The 20055-nt window shown below is 65.1% G+C and carries 21 protein-coding genes; 2 read left to right on the plus strand and 19 right to left on the minus strand.

Going from position 1 to position 20055, the window contains the following annotated elements:
* Positions 1 to 13: 13 nt before the first annotated feature.
* The 18 genes from AC1TXO_RS15955 to AC1TXO_RS16040 all read right to left on the minus strand — a co-directional run bounded on the left by AC1TXO_RS15955 (position 14) and on the right by AC1TXO_RS16040 (position 14346).
* Positions 14 to 919 carry a LysR family transcriptional regulator gene (locus AC1TXO_RS15955; RefSeq protein WP_486402652.1) on the minus strand — a complete coding sequence of 302 codons (906 nt, stop codon included), beginning with the start codon at positions 917 to 919 and terminating at the stop codon, positions 14 to 16.
* A 146-nt stretch (positions 920 to 1065) separates the two neighbouring features.
* Entirely contained in the window at positions 1066 to 3462 is a 2397-nt protein-coding gene (locus AC1TXO_RS15960) for a TonB-dependent siderophore receptor (protein WP_486402653.1), read from the minus strand.
* A gap of 67 nt (positions 3463 to 3529) precedes the next feature.
* Positions 3530 to 4477 (minus strand): FecR domain-containing protein, encoded by a 948-nt coding sequence (locus AC1TXO_RS15965; RefSeq protein ID WP_486402654.1) that lies wholly within the window; start codon positions 4475 to 4477, stop codon positions 3530 to 3532.
* Positions 4474 to 4989: a sigma-70 family RNA polymerase sigma factor gene (locus tag AC1TXO_RS15970; RefSeq protein ID WP_486402655.1), complete on the minus strand. Its 516-nt coding sequence runs from the start codon at positions 4987 to 4989 to the stop codon at positions 4474 to 4476. Before AC1TXO_RS15970 ends, AC1TXO_RS15965 begins: the two co-directional genes overlap by 4 nt.
* 126 nt (positions 4990 to 5115) lie before the next feature.
* On the minus strand, positions 5116 to 5949 hold the full coding sequence (locus AC1TXO_RS15975; RefSeq protein WP_486402656.1) for a hypothetical protein: 834 nt from the start codon (positions 5947 to 5949) through the stop codon (positions 5116 to 5118).
* 90 nt (positions 5950 to 6039) lie between these two features.
* Positions 6040 to 6291, minus strand: a complete 252-nt coding sequence (locus tag AC1TXO_RS15980; protein WP_486402657.1) for a hypothetical protein — start codon at positions 6289 to 6291, stop codon at positions 6040 to 6042.
* A 73-nt stretch (positions 6292 to 6364) separates the two neighbouring features.
* Positions 6365 to 6892, minus strand: a complete 528-nt coding sequence (locus tag AC1TXO_RS15985) for an EndoU domain-containing protein (protein ID WP_486402658.1) — start codon at positions 6890 to 6892, stop codon at positions 6365 to 6367.
* Between the two features lie 66 nt (positions 6893 to 6958).
* Positions 6959 to 7741, minus strand: a complete 783-nt coding sequence (locus AC1TXO_RS15990) for a glycoside hydrolase family 19 protein (RefSeq protein ID WP_486402659.1) — start codon at positions 7739 to 7741, stop codon at positions 6959 to 6961.
* A gap of 103 nt (positions 7742 to 7844) precedes the next feature.
* A complete protein-coding gene (locus tag AC1TXO_RS15995) occupies positions 7845 to 8225 on the minus strand; it encodes a hypothetical protein (protein ID WP_486402660.1) in 381 nt (126 codons plus the stop codon).
* Between the two features lie 32 nt (positions 8226 to 8257).
* Positions 8258 to 8491, minus strand: coding sequence for a hypothetical protein (locus AC1TXO_RS16000; RefSeq protein ID WP_486402661.1), 234 nt, complete (start codon positions 8489 to 8491; stop codon positions 8258 to 8260).
* Positions 8475 to 8777 carry a hypothetical protein gene (locus AC1TXO_RS16005; RefSeq protein ID WP_486402662.1) on the minus strand — a complete coding sequence of 101 codons (303 nt, stop codon included), beginning with the start codon at positions 8775 to 8777 and terminating at the stop codon, positions 8475 to 8477. Before AC1TXO_RS16005 ends, AC1TXO_RS16000 begins: the two co-directional genes overlap by 17 nt.
* Positions 8774 to 9046, minus strand: a complete 273-nt coding sequence (locus AC1TXO_RS16010) for a hypothetical protein (RefSeq protein WP_486402663.1) — start codon at positions 9044 to 9046, stop codon at positions 8774 to 8776. The genes AC1TXO_RS16005 and AC1TXO_RS16010 overlap by 4 nt, the downstream gene beginning before the upstream one ends.
* Positions 9047 to 9139: 93 nt before the next feature.
* Complete coding sequence (locus AC1TXO_RS16015; protein WP_063545193.1) at positions 9140 to 9739, minus strand: DUF2589 domain-containing protein; 600 nt, start codon at positions 9737 to 9739, stop codon at positions 9140 to 9142.
* Positions 9740 to 9749: 10 nt separating this feature from the next.
* Positions 9750 to 10235, minus strand: a complete 486-nt coding sequence (locus AC1TXO_RS16020) for a DUF2589 domain-containing protein (RefSeq protein ID WP_486402664.1) — start codon at positions 10233 to 10235, stop codon at positions 9750 to 9752.
* 175 nt (positions 10236 to 10410) lie between these two features.
* Positions 10411 to 11484, minus strand: coding sequence for a helix-turn-helix domain-containing protein (locus tag AC1TXO_RS16025; protein ID WP_486402665.1), 1074 nt, complete (start codon positions 11482 to 11484; stop codon positions 10411 to 10413).
* Positions 11485 to 11570: 86 nt separating this feature from the next.
* The gene (gene proP, locus AC1TXO_RS16030; RefSeq protein WP_486402666.1) at positions 11571 to 13070 is read right to left on the minus strand and encodes a glycine betaine/L-proline transporter ProP; all 1500 of its coding nucleotides are present in this window, start codon (positions 13068 to 13070) and stop codon (positions 11571 to 11573) included.
* Positions 13071 to 13302: 232 nt separating this feature from the next.
* On the minus strand, positions 13303 to 13743 hold the full coding sequence (locus AC1TXO_RS16035; RefSeq protein ID WP_486402667.1) for an Rrf2 family transcriptional regulator: 441 nt from the start codon (positions 13741 to 13743) through the stop codon (positions 13303 to 13305).
* A 147-nt stretch (positions 13744 to 13890) separates the two neighbouring features.
* Positions 13891 to 14346 carry a VOC family protein gene (locus AC1TXO_RS16040; protein WP_486402668.1) on the minus strand — a complete coding sequence of 152 codons (456 nt, stop codon included), beginning with the start codon at positions 14344 to 14346 and terminating at the stop codon, positions 13891 to 13893.
* 211 nt (positions 14347 to 14557) lie between these two features.
* On the opposite strand from AC1TXO_RS16040, the gene AC1TXO_RS16045 reads away from it, so the two are divergent.
* On the plus strand, positions 14558 to 15535 hold the full coding sequence (locus tag AC1TXO_RS16045; RefSeq protein WP_486402669.1) for a D-2-hydroxyacid dehydrogenase family protein: 978 nt from the start codon (positions 14558 to 14560) through the stop codon (positions 15533 to 15535).
* A 72-nt stretch (positions 15536 to 15607) separates the two neighbouring features.
* Here AC1TXO_RS16045 and AC1TXO_RS16050 read toward each other — a convergent pair whose 3' ends face one another.
* A complete protein-coding gene (locus tag AC1TXO_RS16050) occupies positions 15608 to 18019 on the minus strand; it encodes a TonB-dependent receptor plug domain-containing protein (RefSeq protein WP_486402670.1) in 2412 nt (803 codons plus the stop codon).
* A gap of 313 nt (positions 18020 to 18332) precedes the next feature.
* Between AC1TXO_RS16050 and AC1TXO_RS16055 the strand changes: the two genes are divergently transcribed.
* Positions 18333 to 20051 carry a copper resistance system multicopper oxidase gene (locus tag AC1TXO_RS16055; protein ID WP_486402671.1) on the plus strand — a complete coding sequence of 573 codons (1719 nt, stop codon included), beginning with the start codon at positions 18333 to 18335 and terminating at the stop codon, positions 20049 to 20051.
* Positions 20052 to 20055 lie beyond the last annotated feature (4 nt).

Raw genomic sequence — 20055 nt, forward strand, 5'->3', positions numbered from 1 at the left:
GCCGCGAAGCCTTCTACAGCTTCGCCAACTCTTCCCGACAGAACTCGACGAACAACTGCGCCGGCTTGGTCAACTGCACCCGCTTGAGGTGCGCCGCCGCCAGCCCCGACAACGCCACGGGCTCGGCGATATCCAGCATCACCAGGCGCTTGCCGTCGTAGGTGCACTCCGAATGTGGCCGGGTCACCAGCAGCGAAAAACCGAACCCCTGCCCCACCATACCCCGCACCATCTCGATCGACGGCGAGCTGAAGACGATGTTCGGCGTCAGCCCCATTTCGTTGAACAGGCTGACGAAGTAGGTGCGACTTGGCGCAACGTCCAGCAGGATCATCGGCTCCGGGCACAGGTCGCGCAGCGACACCTGGGCCTGGCTGGCGAAACGGTGCTTCTCGGGCAGCAGCACATAGGGCTTCTGCGGCGGCATCAGCGGTTCGGCTTCGATGGTGCCGTCCAGATCATGGTCGTAGAGAAACGCCAGGTCGAACGTGCCGGCGGTCAGGCCCTGGACCAGCTCCTGCTGGTCGCCATCGCGCAGACGGATGTCCACGCCGGGGTAGCGCTCGCGAAAACCTGCGATCAGCCGCGGCAGGTACAGCGGCGCCACGGTCTCGAAGCAGCCGATGTCGATCTGTCCGGCCACGGTGTCGTTGTCGGCCAGCGCGTTCTGCTCGAACTCGTGGGACATCTGCAGCAACGCCTTGGTCTTGGCATAGAAGCGCTTGCCGCTGGGCGTCAACGACACGCCCTGGGCGTGATGGCGGATGAACAACTGCACGCCGAAGCTTTCTTCCAGGCTCTTGATCGCGGTCGAGATCGACGGCTGGGCGATGTACAGCTGGCGCGAAGCCTCGGCAACACTGCCGGCCTCCACGGTGGTGACGAAGTACTTGAGTTGTCGCAAGGTGTAGGAAGCCATGGGCACCTTCTTGGGCGCCGTGAGCGGCGCGCAGCATTTTCCTCTCACCTTACCTTAGTGGCTGCTGCGCGTGCGGCCAGTGGAGCCTAGGATTTGCCTGGGGGCTGAGCATATTTTCGCTCACTTGCGCCCCAGGCGGCTGCGGATCAGAAGCCGACCGTCGCCGACAGCAGCCAGGTCCGTGGCGTCGACAAGGTCAGACCGGTGGCGGTGCCGTCCGGGACGTTGGCCGAGGCCCAGTAGGTCTTGTCCAGCACGTTCTCGACACTGGCGCGCAAGGTGACCTCCTTGTCGGCGAGCTTGAGCGCGTAGCGCGCGCCCAGGTCGTAGCGTTGCCAGGCATCGATCTTCTGCCGATTGGCGGCGTCCAGATACTGGTTGCCGGTGTGGATCACGCGGGCGCTGAGGGTCAGCCCGTCGATGGCCGGCAAGTCCCATTCCACGCCCAGGTTGGCATTGACCACCGGCGCGCCGATGGCACGATTGCCGTCGTTGCGCCCGTTCGCGGTGCGGGTCTGCTCGGCGTCGAGAAACATCGCACCGCCCAGCACCCGGACGTTCTCCAGCGGCTCGCCGAACAGGCTGATTTCCACGCCCTGGTTGCGCTGTTCGCCGTCGGCGCTGAGGTTGTTCTGGGCGTCGGTGAAGTACGACGGCTTGTCGATGCGGAACAGGCTGACGGTGGTGCTGAAACGCCCCATGTCGTACTTGGCACCCACCTCCAGTTGCTTGCTGCGATACGGCGCGAACACCTTGCCGGCATTGTTCGCGGTTTCCGGCGCCACCTGGCCCTGGGTCAGGCCCTCCATGTAGTTGAAGTACAGCGACAGCTGCTCGGTGGTACGCCACACCAGGCCCACGGCCGGTGAGGTGGCGCGCTCGTCGTAGCGCTGGTCGGCCTCGCCCGGCGATGAGCTGTCGATCTCGACCCGCTGCAGGCGCGCGCCGAGCGTGAGCAGCACGGTGTCGTCGGCAAAACTCAGGGTGTCGGCCAGGGCCAGGCTCGACAGCACGGTATTGGTGTGGGTCGGGGTGTCGTCGGCCAGGGGCGCACCGGGTGCGGGCAAGGTCACCGGGTCGAACAGGTTGCTCACACCGTTGGCATAGCGCGCGCCGCTGTTGTCGAAGGTCAGGTCGAAGCGGTTGAGGCTGATGTTCAGGGTATGGCCGACGGCGCCGGTGTTGAACCAGCCACGCAGGCCGACCGTGCCGGTGACCACGTCCTCTTCGCGCTGGAAGGCGCGTGGGCTGACGGTGAAGCGCCCGGCGTCGTTGACCACCTGCACGGCATGGCGCATGAAGTCGTAGTCGCCCTTGCGCGCGCCCAGGGCCCCGAGCAGCATCCAGTTGTCGTTCAGGTCGTACTCGCCGCGCACGGCGCCGAAGGTATCCTTGGCCCGCGAGTAGCTCCAGGGCTGGGCGAAGTTGTGGTGCACGTCCTTGGCATCCGGCACCTTGAGCCCGGCGGCAAGGCCCACGCGTTCCATCGGTGCATCCACGTCACGTTCTTGATGGCCGACATCCAGCGACAGGCGGGTGCGCTCGCCTTTCATGTCCAGGCCCAGCACCGTGGCCTCGCGGTCCACGTGCTGGTGATCCCATTCGGTATCGCCGTCCTGGCGTACCGCGTTCAGGCGCAGGCCGAAGCGCTGGTCTTCACCGAAACGACGGCCGATGTCCAGGTGCCCGCCAGCCTGCCCCGCCGAGGCATACAGCGCGGTGAACTCGGTCAGTGGCTGGTCGCCCGCGCGCTTGGGCTCGATATTCACGCCGCCGCCGATGCTGCCGTTGGGCGCCAGGCCGCCAAGCAGCGCGCCCGGCCCCTTGAGAATGTCGACCCGCTCGATCATCTCCATGTCGATCGAATAGGTCGGCAGCACGCCGTACAGGCCACCGTAGGCCACATCGCTGTTGTACAGGCTGAAGCCGCGCACGGAAAACTGCTCGAAGCGCCCACCGGCAGGGTTGGTACTGCGCACCGAAGGGTCATTGGCCACCGCATCGGCAAGGGTGCGGGCCTGTTGGTTCTGCAGCATCTCGCTGGTATAGGAGGTCATGCTCAGCGGCGTTTCCATGTAGTCGCGCTCACCGAGCATGCCCAGGCTGCCGCGCCGCGATACCTGCCCCCCGGCATAGGCGTCGCCGCTCAGCGCAGCGCCCTGGCCGTGGACGTTGGTGTCGGGCAGTACATGGGCGCCCTCGACGCGCTCGACCTGACGCACCAGGGTGAAGCTGCCGGGACCGGCCATGACCAAGACCAGGCCGGAGCCCTGCAGCAAGGCGGCGAAGCCTTCCTCCACCGCGTACTCACCGGCCAGGCCGGCGCTGCTGCGTCCGGCGACCAGCGCCGGGTCCACCGACAGGCTGACGCCTGCCTGGCCGGCGAAGCGGGTCAGCGCCGCGCCAAGGCTGCCAGCCGGAACCTGGTAACTGCGCCGCGGCGCCTCATCGGCCCAACTCGTCGCAGGCAGGCCCAGGGCAAGAAGCAGGCCGGCGCGCAGCAACTGCGTGGACAAGGGACGAAGCAAGGGGGTGCGGGACATCCGGAACGCTCTCAAGTCAGGGGACGATACCCGTGATGACAGGCGAGTGAAAAAAAAGGGACAGCGCTCAGGCAATTTTCTTGCGCGGGGTCAGCGATACCCAGTAGCGGGTGCGATAGTGCACCTCGAGCGGCAGGCTCGCCGCCAGCAAGGCGAGGATCCGGTCGGTGTCATCGAGCTGGAAGGTGCCGGTTACCGGCAGGCGCTCCAGGGCCGGGTCCCAGCGCAGCAGGCCCGGACGATAGCGGTCCAGTTCGCGCAGCAGTTCGCCCAAGGGTTGGTCCTCGACGATCAGCAGCCCTTGCTGCCAACCTGGCAACTGCACGTCGAACGGCTCGCTGGCCGTCACCCCGGACGCGCCCAGCATCGCGCGCTGCCCGGCCTCCAGGCGTACCGCAGGCCCGGCCAGCGGCTGCAGGTTGACATGGCCACGGACCACCGACACCACGCAACCGCGGGGCAGTTCGCGCACGCAGAAACGCGCCGCCGCCGCCCGCACCAGGCCGTCACGGGTCTGCACCTGCAACGGCCCGGGCGTATCGAGGCCGATTTCGCCTTGCACCAGTTGCAACCCGTGATGGCCCTCGCTGAAGTCCAGATTCACGGCGGTGGCGGTGTTGAGCTGCAGGCGGCTGCCGTCTGCCAGGATCAGGCCACGGCGCTCGCCGGTGGCGGTGTGCAGGTCGGCGCGCCAGCCCTGGAGCGACAACTGCCGATAGCCCAGCCACACCACGGGCGCCAGCGCAGCGATGCCCAGCACCTGGCCGAGCAGGCGACGGCGCTCGGGGTCGGGACGGTCCAGGCAGGCCACCGCCAGCGGCGCCGGGACCTGGGCAAAGCGCTGACGCAGGGTTTCGGCCTTCTGCCACAGCGCTTCATGGGCAGCACTGCGCGCCCGCCAGCGTTGCAGGGCGGCGGCCTGTTCGGCGTCCAGCTCTCCGGCATCCTGCATGGCCAGCCACTGCGCGGCCTCGCGGGCCAACTGGCGGGCATCGGCCGGCGCCGTGCCGGTCACAGGTCCACCAGCAGGCAGTGCTCGTAGGCCTTGGCCATGTAGCGCTTGACGGTACGTTCGGACACCGCGAGGCGCCGGGCGATGCTGGCGTAGTCGAGCCCTTCGAGCTGCGACCAGAGAAATGCCCGGCGCACCGCGCACGGCAAGCCGTCGAGCAGTTGGTCCAGGGCGTGCAACGTCTCCAGCAGCAGCCAGCGCTGCTCCGGCGACGGCGCCAGGGCTTCGGGAAGATCGGCCAGGGCCTGCAGGTAGGCCTGTTCGAGGCTGCGCCGCTGGTAATGATTGACCAGCAGCCGACGTCCGACAGTCAGCAGGTAGGCCCGCGGCTCGCGCAGGCTCGGCAGGGTTCGCGCCTGTTGCGCCGCCAGCACCCGGACGAAAGTGTCCTGGGTCAGGTCGGCGGCGGTCCAGGCATCGCCCAGGCGCCGCTGCAGCCAGCCTTGCAGCCAGCTGCGATGGTCGCGGTAGAGCGCATTGAAGCTGGGATCGGGTGCCGCGGCGGGGTCGGACATTCGAAGGCACGCTGGGAGAATGAGGTACGAATGCGAGTGATTCTAATTAGTTCTCACCAGCGCGCCAAGCGCGAGCTTGCTTGCACCGCCCTGTAGCAGTGGCCTCGCGCCGCGTGTACAGACAGCTCAGTCCTTGGCGCGCTGCAGCACGCTGTCGAATCGCTTGCCGTCGATCAGGTAGGTCATGCGCACCTTGCCCTCCTCCAGCGGCTCGAGGGTCATCGGCGTGTTGGACTTGTGGTAGGGATGGCGGAACAGTGCGGGCTTCTCGGTGTAGGCATAGCTGTTGAAGCCCAGGGTATCGCCCGTCCAGCTCACATTATTGTAAAGGTAGCGCCAGTTCTCGTCCGGCCGGTGATACAGGTAGACGCCGCTGGCATCGCGCACGACTTCGATCTGCACCGCCCCTGCCGTGCTCGCCCACTTGCCGAGGTAGCGCTCCAGCCCGGCATGGGCAGGTATGGCAGGCGCCGATACGAAGTCGCCCGGCTGGAACGGGGTCCGCCGCGCTGCCTCACGCGTTCCGTCGACATACAGATCGCACAGCGGCGCCACCTTGTCGACCTTGCGGTAGAGGAAGTTCAGCTGCGAGCCGGCGACCGGCATGCCCAGCATCATGGCCCGCTCGGCAAAGCCCAGCACCTTCAGGTCGAAGGCGCGCTCGTCGGACTGGACATGAATCGAGCTGCCGTCCTCGGCGACCTTGTAGTCGGAGATCTCGACGCTCCGAGCCTTGGGCTCGGCGCAGTTGAACGGGTGCAGCAGCACCTTGCCGTCGGCACGGTATTCGGCAACGTTGGCGATGCCGTTCTTCAACGGCAGCATGGCCCAGATACCGACGATGGCGGCCTTGTCGGTGCGCAGGGACACTTTGTCCTTGTCTGCCGACTGGCCGGCGCAACCGCCCAGGAACAGGGCGCTGAGGGCGAGAGGGAGTAGCGGTTTGAACACGATGGTCATCCATGGTTGGTCGAAAACATCCACCCGGCCCTTGAAGTGTCAGAGCAGAGAGCGGCTGGCCATCATCGCATGAAACGCTTGCGGATCCGCTTACTCGGGCCACCTGTCCAATCGCTGAATAAAATCGGCAAGCGGCACTCGTAGCACCGGCCAGTCCGCCACGTGGTGATGACGCAGCACGGCGGCATCAGCTTCGAAGGTCACCAGGAAGGCGTTACCGCTGTACGTGGCAGCGGCCGATCCGTAGCGCACCGCTTCGGCTTTCTCCCGCAGGATTGCGATGCTGTCGCGGGTAACCTCCTCGTCGATGAACACCTGCAGGCCATCCTGAGAATGGGTCATGGGGATACTCCTTTGGCACAGTGAACAACAGTCGCCACGAGGCAAGAGCCCCGTGGCGATCAGTGGATGCAGATCAGGGTTTAGGATAGGCGGTATTGATCAGGGTGCCGTTCAGATAGAACACGATGTCGAATGCTGCCCCCGGTGTACCCGTCTGGCACTCGGTCCCCGAGGAGCCGACATACTTGCTCTTGTTCGAGGCATCCTGAACCTTCGTGGCGTAGGCATTGCGCACCGCAGCGATCACCTGCTGCTCGGTGCAACGGTCGGGGAACATCGTGGAGATGGACTTGATCCCGCTTCTGTCGCCCTCGGCGATGGTGAAGTTTTTCAAGGTGTAGATATCACCCGCGCCGTGCGTCCCCGCCGGTGCATTGCTGACGCTGTCGGGGTTGATTCCGCCCGGACGGCTGTGAAAGCCCTTGGCAACGTCAGGTGCGCTGACCTCACCGCAGAAGATGTGCTGGGCATTGATCCGCGGAGTGCCGGTCAGGACTCCCTTGCTGCAGGTCGGATCGGCCTGGGCGGCACCGATGCCAACCAGGGCCAGCAGGCTGGCAAGGGCCAGGCGCGTGCAGTTTCTGAAAATACGCTTGTTCATCATGAAGCTCCTTTTCGTTGGATTTAATCACTCGGGTACTGCTCGGGCGAATGCCCTGCGAAGCGCTCACAGGCCCAGCAGCCACTTGGCGCGGGCCAGGTAGGCAATGCGGTCGTCGAGGCCGTTGTAGCCGCCGTTGATGCGGCGGGTCACTTCCTTCACGTCGTCCTGGTCGGCATAGGTGTTGAGCTTGCGGCTGTCCCAGAACCAGCCGGCGACATCCACCGCCAGGAACGGGTCGGTACTGACCAGCGTGGGTGCATCCTTGAGTTCGAAGTCGCGCCCGCAGGCCTTGCCGTACTGGCGGTAGTTGGCTCGCCCGGTCAGCTGGATCAGGCCACGCCCCTTGAAGCGCTTGCCGTCGCCCGGTTGGGTGTTGTCCAGGTCCTTGCGCCCTTCGTAGGCACTGCCGCTGGCGATTTCCTCGGTGTAGAGCAGGCACCCGCTTTCATGGGCGATCTGCGCCAGGAAGTGCGCCTGGCGCAGTGGCGTGTCGATCTTGTAGCGGGCGAAAACATCGAGGATGGGCTGTCGAAACGCTTCGACCTTGGCGCCGGTGGCATGGATCAGCACCGCCCACAAGGTCGCCGTGCCGATCGTCGACGGCAGGCCTGCGCGCAGGGCCTTGATAGTGTCGTCGTTGGCGCTGACCGTCTTGCTCTGGGCAATGCCCTGGAGTTCCTGATAGCGCTTCAGGGCCGTGCGCGAGCCCGGCCCCCAGAGCCCGTCGGTGACCAGGGCACAGACGAATTCGCCGCGCCCGCTGTTCATGTTGAGCAACAACTGCACGGTGCGGACATCGCCCTTGTCGTTGTTGCCACCCTCACCAACCGATTGCTTGATGCACATGCTTGCCTCCTTGCAGCGGGCATGACTTTCCCGTAGGCGACGGCCAATGCCCGCCTTGCGCTGGTTTCGATAGGAATTGCTGTGGGTCGAGCGGGTCTGGCCGCTACTTGCGAACGAGGGTCAGGCGAGTGCCGAACCTGTCCTTCTTGTTGCGACTGAACACCTGGAGCTGAAGATCGTTGCCGACCGGCCAAGCGAGCACATAGCCCTTGTCCAGTGCGGCGCAGTAGCCAGCACCAGCCTTGGTGATGGGGTAGCGAATGGCATCGGCGATCCGGGATGGCGAGCCCAACTCCAGATTGCACGACCAGGTATCGATGCGCAGCCGGCCTGTTTCTTCACGTCCCTCGTCGGGAATGACCAGGATCAGGTCGAGGAACTCGTCCTCGGTCTCGAACTGCCCTACGTATCTCTGCTCGGCGAACGCCGGCAGCAGTGTCGCCAGTGCCAGTGCACCAGCCAGTGTTGCAAGGGTGGATTTCATCTCGACGCTCCTTGTTGAATGAATGAACAGGTTCAGAACGCCAACAGCAGGCCCGCCCATTCGGCGATTGCAATTGCCAGCTCCGGACGTACCAGGCCCAGCGCCATCAGCGCCACCAGCAGGCCGGCACCGATGCCGATCATCAGTCGCCTTGGGCCGGACATCCTGCGGCTGCGAACCGATTTCAGATCGATGATCGATTTCAAGGCACTGCCCTCCTCCGGGGATAGAACCAACAGCATCGAACGGTCATTGCGCCTGCTCATCGCCTGGCCTCCTGTAAATGCCCAGCAACTCGCCATCCACGCGCACGACGATGGCCTCGTTGCCATAGCCCGGCACCTCGATGCTCAGCGCATGACTGCCCTGTCCGCGTGCGGGCGTGCCGCCGACACGCAACGCCAGACCGTCCCCGACCGGCTCCACCGTGGCGTCCAGCACCACGTTCAACGAAGCCACCTGGGTACCTGGCCACAGACGGTCACAGGCCTGCTGCGCACGCTGCATCTCGGCGCCCAGCGACATCACGAACCGCTCCAGGCTGTCCATCACGATTGCTCCGCTTCGTCCGTCAGCCAGTAAGGCCTGCGGGCGAAACCAACGTGGTAGGTCAATGCCTGCAGCACGACCTGGTGCTCGCCGATGTTGAGCAGCTTGAAGCTCTTCTCGATGCCCAGCACCCGCCCGCGTGGCGTACCGCTCAGGCAGCGGTTGAGCAATTCGGCCTGTGCCTCGACCGCCTCCTCCGGGGTCAGTTTTTCCGGATCGAGGCTGCCGACCACGATGCGCTTCACATATCCAACATCCGTCAAATCAAACATCACGGCATTCCCTCTCCGGAAAAACTGGTTGCCAGCGTCGGCCTGCGGATCAGGCCCATCCCTCGCCAGCGTGTCGCTCAGGACATCCGCACATCAGGCGGCGATCTTGGGCGTGACCGACTGGGCGATGATGTCCATCACCCGGGCCAGGCCTTCAGGCATGCCATCGTCGACGGCATGGACCTCGACGTGGTACTTCGCCGACTGGTCGGTGGAGCGCGTGTTCTCCTTGTGCGAGGCCACCGAGCCGGACACGTTCACCTTGGCGCTGAACGGCCCCCAACCCAACTTGGCCTCGGCGGAGAAGCTGCCGGAGCGGTCTTCGGTGTCGCGGGACTGCTCGGAGTTGCGCACCTCCATGTCAAAGCTGATGTCCACCTTGTTGATCGCAAGGTTGGGCACCTTGACCACCGCCAGCAGCGGCAACTGCAGCTCGACTTTCTCGATGGCCGCCGGATCGTCTTCGGTCGGTGCCGAACGGTCGTAGCGGAACGACACGTTGCGGATGTCGCCGACATCGTTGGGGCCGGCGTTGGCCGGGTCGGCCGGGGGCAGGAAGCCAATCACCTTGATGAAGTTCGCGGTGGCATTGGCCAGGCGGACCTGGGCGTCGCACGCGGCGCTCAGGGGGGCACCGATCAGGTCTGCCATCGGCAGGCCGCGGAATTGGTTACCCATTACAAAGTCAGACATGACGTCTCTCCTAGATCAATTTATCGAGGTTGTGGATCAGTCGTGCCATGCCCTCGGACGAGGGCTGGGTTTCGACTCTGAGGGTGACGCGCGCCACTGGCCCGCTTTCACCATTTCGGCGAACGCCCATATCGACGTTCAAAGGCGTGTGTGTATCGGTCGGCCACGGCGAGTCGGGGTCGGCATCGCCGGCCGTTGCCGTGCTCGGCTCACGGTGATCGGCATGCAGGCCGACCTCGAAGTCGATCTGCATGTCCTTGACGGTCAGCAAACGCGAGCCGACCAGCGACAGCAGGGGCACCCGTACCAGGCGCTCGTCGCCTTCCTTGGCATCGGGCGACTGCAGCGGCAGACGCACATCGACACTGACCGGACGGTTGTCGTCATCGAAGTACTGGCGCACGGTCGCCATCTGAAAGCGCTGGATCTTGTCCTGGGCCTCGGCCACGGCACCGGCAATGCTCTGGATCAGGTGATGAAGGGAGTGGTTCGCCACGACAGACGCTCCTTGTCGATTGTCGGTGCCGGGCGCGGGCCGTTACGGGAACGGGCCATCAGCGGCTGACACCGGTGTGGGTGGTGAGCTCAGGTTATGGCCAGTGGCACCTGCCGTCCCGGCATGGGCGTTCCGAAAACCTGGATGTGTGTCCCAGGTTTACCCTGCTGCGTACTCAGCCATGGATCAGTTCCCTGACCCAGTGATCGAGCACAGGTCGCTCGCCGTTGACCGGCACCAGGCAGCAGAATCCTGAAACCCCGCCATTGTTCAGCGCCGTACGGGCAGCCCGTGGCGAGAGACCGAACGTCTTGCGGAACAGGCGACTGAAGTGCGTCTCGTCGACAAAGCCATGGTCGCAGGCCAGGTCGCCGATGCGCCGACCGGCATTGGTGCTGTCGCACAGGGCGAACAGGCAGCGGCGCAGGCGGCGTTGCAGCAGGTAGTGGCGCACGCCGCCGAAACGCTCGAAAGAGCGGTACAGCTGGCTACGCGAAGTGCCGACTTCCTTGGCCAGCACCGCCGGGGTGAGGTCTTCACGGTGCAGGTTGCGCTCGATGTGCAGGCGCACACGACGCCCCAGGTCGGCCTGGCCTGGGGCTTGCACCTGCGCCTTGCCGGCCATGGCCTTGGCCAGGCAGGCCGCGACCATCCCCAGCAGCGGCAAGGCCAGACGCAGTGCTTCATCCATGCCCAGGTGCGGCGCGGTGGCCGCCAATGACGACATCAGGCGGGCCAGCAACATGCCCGCGGCCGTCTCCCGACGCAGCACCAGGCCATGCATCTGCCCGGCGTCGAACAACAGCAGCGACAGTGCCGTGCGCGGCATGAGCAGGCTGATCCCCTCGCTGGCTGCCATGCTGAACGTGGCCGGTTGCGCCAGGTCGAGCAACACCACGTCCCACGGGCGTACCCGCAGGCCGTTGGCGCAGGCCAGGCCACGCTGCAGTGGCAGGTGTAACAAGTAGTGATCAAGGTCGCACCACCCCAGGCGCGTGGTATCGCGTCGATAACGGGCGGCGTCCAGATGGCCGCTGCAAAACAGAAAGCGGCTGAAGTGGTAGACCGTCAGGGAGGTGCTGAAAGGCGTGGGGATGCGGGCAGCAACATCGAACAGCACGCTGGCGATCAACTGCCAGTGCGCCAGATCTTGTGCTGCCGTGTGCGTGGCAGCGCTGCTGAAGGTGGGTAGCGACGCAGTGTCCTGCGTCGCTACAAGGAGGGATTGCGGGGTGAAGGTTGATTCCATGGTTCCGACTCACTGTCCATAGTGGAGCCGGAAAGTTGGTTCACTCCCGAGGGGGCTGCATCATTTCGCCATCACTGCTTCCTGGCTCACTCGATCCGCGGATGCTGCTGCACCAGCACCTTGCGCTTGGCCTCGAGTTCGGCGATCTGCTCGTCGATGTCCTCGATCTTCTGCTCGATGGTGTCGTGGTGCTCCTGCAGCAGTTCCTTGGCTTCCTCAAGGTCCGAGGCCGCAGGCGCCGCGCCGCGCAGCGGCTTGTTGGCAGTCTCTTTCATGGTCAGCCCGGTGAGCAGGCCGATCACCGCGATGACCATCAGGTAGTAGGCCGGCATGTACAGGTCGTCGGTGGTTTCCACCAGCCAGGCGGCGATGGTCGGGGTGAGGCCGGCGATCAGCACCGAGATGTTGAAGGCGCTGGCCAGGGCGCTGTAGCGGATGTGGGTGGGGAACATCGCCGGCAGGGTCGAGGCCATCACGCCGATGAAGAAGTTCAGCAGCACCGCCAGGATCAGCAGGCCGGCGAAGATCACTCCGAGGCTGCCGCTGTTGATCAGCATGAATGCCGGGATCGCCAGGGCGAACAGGCCGATGCTGCCGATCAGGATGAACGGCCGGCGTCCGACCTTGTCGCTGAGAAAGCCGATCACCGGCTGCACGAACAGCATGCCGACCATGATCGCGATGATGATCAGCACGCCGTGGTCTTCGCTGTAGTGCAGGTTGTGCGAGAGGTAGCTGGGCATGTAGGTGAGCAGCATGTAGTAGGTGACGTTGGTCGCGATCACCACGCCGATGCAGGTCAGCAGGCTGCGCCAGTGCTTGGTCGCCACCTCCTTGAACGACACCTTGGGCCCCGAGGCCAGGCCTTCGCGGTCGCCCTGCTCGAGCTTGTCGACGTGCTGCTGGAACGCCGGGGTCTCTTCCAGGGCGTGACGCAGGTACAGGCCGATGATGCCCAGCGGCAGTGCGACCAGGAACGGCAGGCGCCAGCCCCAGTCGAGGAACTTTTCCTCGCCGACGATCGCCGAGATCATCACCACCATGCCAGCACCGAGCACGAAGCCTGCGATGGAGCCGAAGTCCAGCCAGCTGCCGAGGAAGCCGCGCTTGCGGTCGGGGGCATATTCGGCGACGAAGATCGAGGCGCCGGTGTATTCGCCGCCGACCGAGAAGCCCTGGGCCATCTTCGCCAGCAACAGCAGGATCGGCGCCCAGATGCCGATAGAGGCATAGGACGGTATCAGGCCGATGGCGAAGGTGCTCAGCGACATGATGACGATGGTCGCCGCCAGGACTTTCTGGCGACCGTAGCGATCCCCCAGGGCTCCGAAGAACAGGCCACCCAACGGGCGGATCAGGAAGGGCACCGAGAAGGTTGCCAGCGCGGCGATCATCTGCACGCTGGGCGATGCATTGGGGAAGAACACCTTGCCCAGGGCATAGGCGACGAAGCCATAGACACCGAAGTCGAACCACTCCATGGCATTGCCCAGCGCTGCAGCGGTGATGGCCTTGCGCATCTTGGCGTCGTCGACGATGGTGATGTCTTTCAAGCCGATCGGCTTGACTCTCTTGCGTGATTTCATAAGTGCGTCTCTGTAGCTGACCTGTCGTGACAATCCGCTGTCCCTGGGGCAGATCGGGCGGGCGAACGGTTTTCGGCCACGTCGTCACGGCAATAGTGGCAACGGGCCCTATTGGCTCAGATACAAATGGACACTAAATAATTCCGCACTTGATGAATTTTCGATTGCGGGAGCCGGCTTTACCCGCGAAACAGACACCTTGCAGCGCCAGCCCTGGCGCTGCTGAGCAAGTTCAGCCGGCACACCCGCCCGCCTGGAAACGCCGTTCGAAATCCTCCGCCAACTGCGCCAGCGTCACCCCGCCCAGGCGCCGCAGCAGCAACGCCTGCGCCGCATCGAAGGCCTCGGTGAGCGCGGCGTTGACCGCCTGCTCCACCAGGCACTGCGGGTGGTCGGTCGCAAGGCCGATGGCAAACAGGCTCGAGGCACCCAGCGCTTCGTGGATATCCAGCAAGGTGATCCGATCCAGCGCTCGCGCCAACGTCCAGCCGCCACGGTGCCCCTTCTCCGACTGCACGTAGCCCTGTTTCTTCAGCAACCCCATGGTGCGCCGCACCACCACCGGATTGGTGCCGAGCATCTGTGCCAGGGTTTCGGAAGTTGCTGGCTGTTCGTGCCGTGCCATGTGGATCAGCACATGGAGCATGCGGGACAGGCGGGTGTCGTTTCTCATGGGCGGGACAGGCCGTGGCAAGGAAGGCTGGCAGTATCGCTCGACACAGCAGAAGTTACGAGACGCTTGATCCGCTCATTCATGCAACTCCGGCACCTCAGCGCATCAGTCGCTGATTTTTCGCTGAGACGCCAAGTGCTCGGTGACTCAGGCGAACAGGTCGTCGATGAAGCGCTCGAGCCCCTCGGCCTCGAGAATCTCGATGGAGAAATGCCCGAACCGCTTGGGCAGCCAGATGATCCGGCCGCCGCCCGGTGCCTGCAGGTGGTCGCGAGCCAGCGGCTGGCCGTTCTCATCCTCGGGCTGGACGCCCTGGGCCACCAGTTCGTCGTAGGCCACCTCGATGTCCGGCGTGGTGTAGCAGTGCCGGTAGATGGTGCCCTCGCCCTGGCTATCGAGCAGGGCCCTGAGGTTACCGGCCAGCGGCTGGACCAGCATGAAGCGCTCCTGCCCAAGCAGCACCACGGCGTAACGCACGTGCAGGCCGCCACGCTCCCAGACCTGGGTGTTCGAAATCCGTGCACCGAGGATCCGCGCGTAGTAGTCGCAGGCGCTCTGCAGGTCATTGACCAGTACATCGACATGGCTGAATTTCAGGTCCATCGCATCACTCGCTAATCGGCGGCCGGGGTTGCGCAACGCGCCATCTTCCATCGAGGGCCGCAAGGCGTCCAGTCACGGTACAGGCAATGCGCTCGCTGCACGCATCACGCGGTGGCCAAAGGCACTGAAGATTGCTCGCAACATTGCTCGTGTGCCGGGGGTGAATTCGGCTATCGTCTGAGCCTCCCAGACCCCGCTTGGACGGCCCCGCATGCACATTGTCATCCCCGACGACTATCAGGACGTGATCCGCACCCTCGATTGCCATGCCCGCCTGGGCAATCACCAGGTTACCGTGCTTCATCAACTGCAACCGGCCACCGAGGATGAGCTCGCCGCCCGCTTCGCCGATGCCGACGCACTGGTGCTCACCCGCGAGCGCACGCGTATCGACGCCGCGTTGCTCGACCGCCTGCCCAAGCTCAAGCTGATCAGCCAGACGGGCAAGGTGTCCGGTCATCTCGATGTGGATGCCTGTACGGCCCGCGGCATCGTCGTCACCGAAGGCCGTGGCTCGCCCGTGGCGCCGGCGGAGCTGGCGTGGACGCTGATCCTCAACGCCCGCCGTCAGTTGCTGCCGGCCATCGAAGGCTTGCGCCAGGGGCGCTGGCAGGTCAACCTGGGCCAGGCACTGGCGGGCCAGACCCTGGGGATCTGGGGCTACGGCAAGATGGGTCGGCGCCTGGCCCGCTACGCCGAGGCGTTCGACATGCCGGTGCTGGTGTGGGGCAGCGAGGCCAGTCGCGCCGCCGCCCAGGCCGACGGTCACCAGGCAGCCGCCACACGTGAAGCGTTCTTTGCCCAAGCCGACATCCTCAGCCTCAACCTGCGACTGTCGGACACCACCCGCCACGCCGTGACCCTCGAAGACCTGTCGCGAATGAAGCCCGATGCCCTGCTGGTCAACGTCAGCCGCGCCGAGCTGATCGCGCCCGGCGCCCTGCTCACCGCACTTGACCGTGGTCGGCCGGGCTTTGCCGCGCTGGATGTGTTCGAAAGCGAACCGCTGCTGGACCCCGCCCATCCCCTCCTCCACCACCCGCGCGTGCTGTGCACACCGCACCTGGGGTATGTGGAGAAGGCCGGTTACGAGCTGTACTTCGGTGATGCGTTCGACAATGTGCTGGCGTTCTTCGACGGCGCGCCGGTCAACGTGGTCAATCCGCAGGCACTGGGTCAGCGCCGTTGAGCCAGCCCCGGACCTGCCGCGAAGGCTGGCGAAAACGCTGATGTACAGCGAACCCCGGGGCTATCGGCACGCTCACCAGGCATAGGTCAGGCGCGCATAGTAGAACGCCCCGCTGTAGCCGTAGGGCGAAAAGGTCGAGTACTTGAGGTTGCCGCCGGAGCTGTTGGCGAAATCCAGCTTCTGCGGGACCTGGTTGGTCACGTTGTCGCTGCCGACGGTGAACAGCCAGTTGTCATGGCTGTAGTCCAGCGCCAGGTCCAGCAGCCACTGCGCGGCGAAGGTCTGGTCCGGGAAGCTGGTGTCGTTCTGGTAGCTGGTGTAGCTGCCATAACGCACCAGGTTGCTGCGCACTGTCCAGTTGCCAAGGTTGAAGTCGTTGCCCAGGGTCAGCTTGTGCTCCGGCGTGGTATCACCCAGCAGGCCAAGGCGTTCGCGACGCTCCAGCAAGGAGGTGGTCGCCAGCCCCAGTTGAGCGAGGATGGTCGGGTCTTCCCGGGTGTCGGTGACCTTGGTGTGGTTGTAGTTGTACCCCGCCGTGGTGTTCCAGCGCACGCCGTTGTCGAACTGGTAGCGATAGCTGGCCACCAGGTCGACACCGGTGGTGCGGGTGTCGGCACCGTTGCTGAAATAGCGGGCGCTGGTGTAGTTGATATCGCCCACACCGCCGGCGCGCAGGTAGTCGATGGCCGTCGGATTCAGACGCAGGTTGGACGACAGGGTGATGCGGTCGCGGATATCGATGCGGTACACATCCGCAGTGATCTGCAGGTCGTCGGCGGGCCGCAGCACCAGGCCCAGGCTGTAGTTGCGCGATTTTTCCGCCTTCAGGTCGTCAGCGCCCAACAACCGCGAGACCGGGGCATCGACCGGGAAGATTCCCGCCTCCTGGATCACCCCGTCCACCAGTTGCGAAGAGGTCGAGGCGAAGTGCTGCTGGGCCAGCGATGGCGCGCGGAACCCGGTGGACACACTGCCACGCAAGGCCACCGCCGGGGTGAAGTCATAACGTGCCGAGAGCGCCCCGCTGACGTTCGAACCGAAGTCACTGTAGTCCTCGTGACGGGCCGCGGCCGACACGCCGAGCTTGTCGCTCAGGCGCGTCTCCAGATCCAGGTACTGGGCGAAGTTCTGCCGGGTCCAGTGCCCGGCATCGGCATCACGAAAACCGGCATAACCCTGGCTGCCGCTCTTGTAGTAGGACGCCGGCTCGCCGGCGTTGACCTCATAGCCCTGGTGCAGGTACTCGGCGCCCACCGCCAGCGATACCGGATAGGGCAACCAGCCCAGGTCGAAATCGCGGGCAAGGTCCAGGGTCAGCTGCTTCTGCTCGTTGGTCAGGCGACCGTTATCGAAGCTCAGCGGGGTGCTGCCGGTGTCGTTGAACAGCGCACTGTTGAGGCTGCGGGTGTTCAGACCGTAGTCATTGCGCCCGTAGCTGGCCGACAGGTCGTAGCGCCAGCTGTGGCCCAGCTCGCCGCGCAGGCCGGTGGTCAGCGAGGAGTCCTCCAGCGTACCGTTGATCAGCGGCAGGAAACCGTTGGGGTAGAGGCTCTGCACATTCCCGGAATTGTTGCTCGCGCGATAGAACGCCGCCGTCTGTCCGTGGGTCTTGCGGTAGCCGCCGAAGGCGTAGAGCTGGGCCTGTTCGTTGAGGTCGAGCTGGCCGTTGAGGAACAACTTGAGGTTGTCGTTGGCCGGCTCGCCCTGGCGGAACACCTGCTGGCCATAGGTGGTGGAGCCCAGGCTGGCGGGGCGCAGGTCGTCACCGGCGCGGTTGGTATAGTCGTTGTCGCTGCCTTCGGCCGACAGGTTGAGCCAGCCGCTGTCGCCCAGGGCCAGGCCAGTATTGGCCGAAGCCTGGCGCTGGATGCCATCGCCCTTGTTGTACTGGCCCAGCCGCGTGCTGACCGAGCCGCCGCTGGCATCGTGCTTGAGGATCACGTTGATCACCCCGGCGATGGCGTCGGAGCCGTAGCGCGCCGAGGCACCGTCGCGCAGTACCTCGATATGGTCGATCGCCGAGATCGGGATGGCGTTGAGGTCCACCGGCGCCGAGCCGCGCCCCGCCGCACCGCCCAGATTGACGAAGGCACCGCTGTGCCGACGCTTGCCATTGACCAGCACCAGCACCTGGTCGGGCGACAGGCCTCGCAGTTGCGCTGGCCGCGCCAGTTCGGCGCCGTCCACCAGGCTTGGACGCGGGAAACTGATCGACGGAATCAGCCGCGCCAGTGCCGCGCCCAGTTCCTCGGAGCCGCTGGCACCCAGGCTCTCGCCGGAGATGATATCGATCGGCGACAGCGAGGCTCCGGCGGTGCGTTCCTGGGCGCGGGTGCCGGTGACGATCACCTGGTCCAGACGCACGTCGCGGCTGGCCGAGGGGCTCTGTGCTTCGTCGGCAAAGGCTGCAGGAGGGATGCACAGGACAACGGCGAGGGTAAGGCGGGCGGGGTTGAGCGTGGCGACGTGCATCGGTCTGGGCATGGATCGGCCTTTTCTGCAGTGGGTTTGCCCTAATGAGCAACGAGCGGGCAAAAACCTGCAGAAAAGGCTTGGATCGATTGATGCTTAGCTTATGCAGCGCAAAAGCTCCCGCAGTTGCATTGCCTGAACCTGCCCAGGCGTACCCTGACGCAAAAGTAATGTGCAGCTCAGCCCGTTGACAGCACCGGATAGCTAGTTTGTCTGGGCCTGCGACGCTGACCGAACGACTTGTCACGCCGCCGGCGCCCTCTCGAACCCGCTGGCAGCGCACGCCGCCGGGGTATCAGCGATCAACCTGACTGGACGCCACGGCATGCACAGCAAAACCACGCGACGCTCATTCGTCAAAGGCCTGACCGCGACCGGCGTTCTCGCTGGGCTGGGCCTGTGGCGCACGCCCGTCTGGGCCCTGAACAGCCCGGGCCAGGCCAACGTGCTGGCGGGCAACGCGTTCGACCTCTACATCGCAGAGTTGCCGGTGAACATCACCGGCTCGCCACGTACCGCGATGGCCATCAACGGCTCACTGCCAGGCCCGACCCTGCGCTGGCGCGAAGGCGACACCGTTACGCTGAGGGTGCGCAACCGACTGCAGCAGGACACCTCCATCCACTGGCACGGGATCATCCTGCCGGCGAACATGGACGGCGTCCCCGGCCTGAGCTTTCACGGCATCGCCCCGGACGGGCTGTACGAGTACCGATTCAAGGTCAACCAGAACGGCACCTATTGGTACCACAGCCATTCCGGCCTGCAGGAGCAAGCCGGGGTGTACGGCGCACTGGTGATCGATGCCAGGGAGCCGGAGCCTTTTGCCTATGATCGCGACTACGTCGTGCTGCTCAGCGACTGGACCGACGAACAGCCGGCGCAGGTCATGTCCAGGCTCGAGAAACAGTCCGACTACTACAACTTCCACAAGCGCACGCTGGGCGACTTCATCGATGACGTCGGCGAGAAAGGCTGGTCTGCCGCCGTGGCCGACCGCAGGATGTGGGCCGAGATGAAGATGAGCCCCACCGACCTCGCCGACGTCAGCGGCCACACCTACACCTACCTGATGAACGGCCAGGCCCCGGACGGCAACTGGACGGGCATTTTCAAGCCGGGCGAGAAGATCCGCCTGCGCCTGGTCAACGCCTCGGCCATGACCTACTTCGACGTGCGCATACCCGGCCTGAAGATGACCGTGGTCGCAGCCGACGGCCAGCACGTCAAGCCGGTAGCCATCGACGAGTTGCGCATCGCCGTGGCCGAAACCTACGACGTCATCGTCGAACCGGAACACGCACAGGCCTACACCCTCTTCGCCCAGTCGATGGACCGCAGCGGCTACGCGCGGGGCACCCTGGCCCTGCGCGAAGGCCTGCAGGCGCCGGTACCGCCGCTGGATCCGCGCCCGCTCATCAGCATGAGCGACATGGGCATGAATCATGGCGCCATGGCGGGCATGGACCACGGCCAGATGCCCGCGATGGATCACGCCGGCATGAGCAGCGGCGGCGCCATGCAGCGCCACCCGGATTCGGAAACCAACAATCCGCTGGTCGACATGCAGACCATGACCCCGACAGCAAAGCTCGATGATCCGGGAATCGGGCTGCGGAACAACGGACGTCGCGTACTCACCTATGCCGACCTGCGCAGCACCTTCATCGATCCGGACGGCAGAGCGCCGGGACGCACCCTCGAACTGCACCTGACCGGCCACATGGAAAAGTTCGCCTGGTCATTCGACGGCATCAAGTTTTCCGACGCACAGCCGCTGCGCCTGACCTACGGCGAGCGCCTGCGCATCACCCTGGTCAACGACACCATGATGACCCACCCCATCCACCTGCACGGCATGTGGAGCGACCTGGAAGACGAGGACGGCAACTTCATGGTGCGCAAGCACACCATCGACATGCCCCCGGGCTCCCGGCGCAGCTACCGCGTGACTGCAGACGCACTGGGGCGCTGGGCCTACCACTGTCACCTGCTGATGCACATGGAGATGGGCATGTTCCGCGAAGTGCGGGTGGACGAATGAACGG

Source organism: Pseudomonas sp. FA117, from assembly GCF_057370475.1.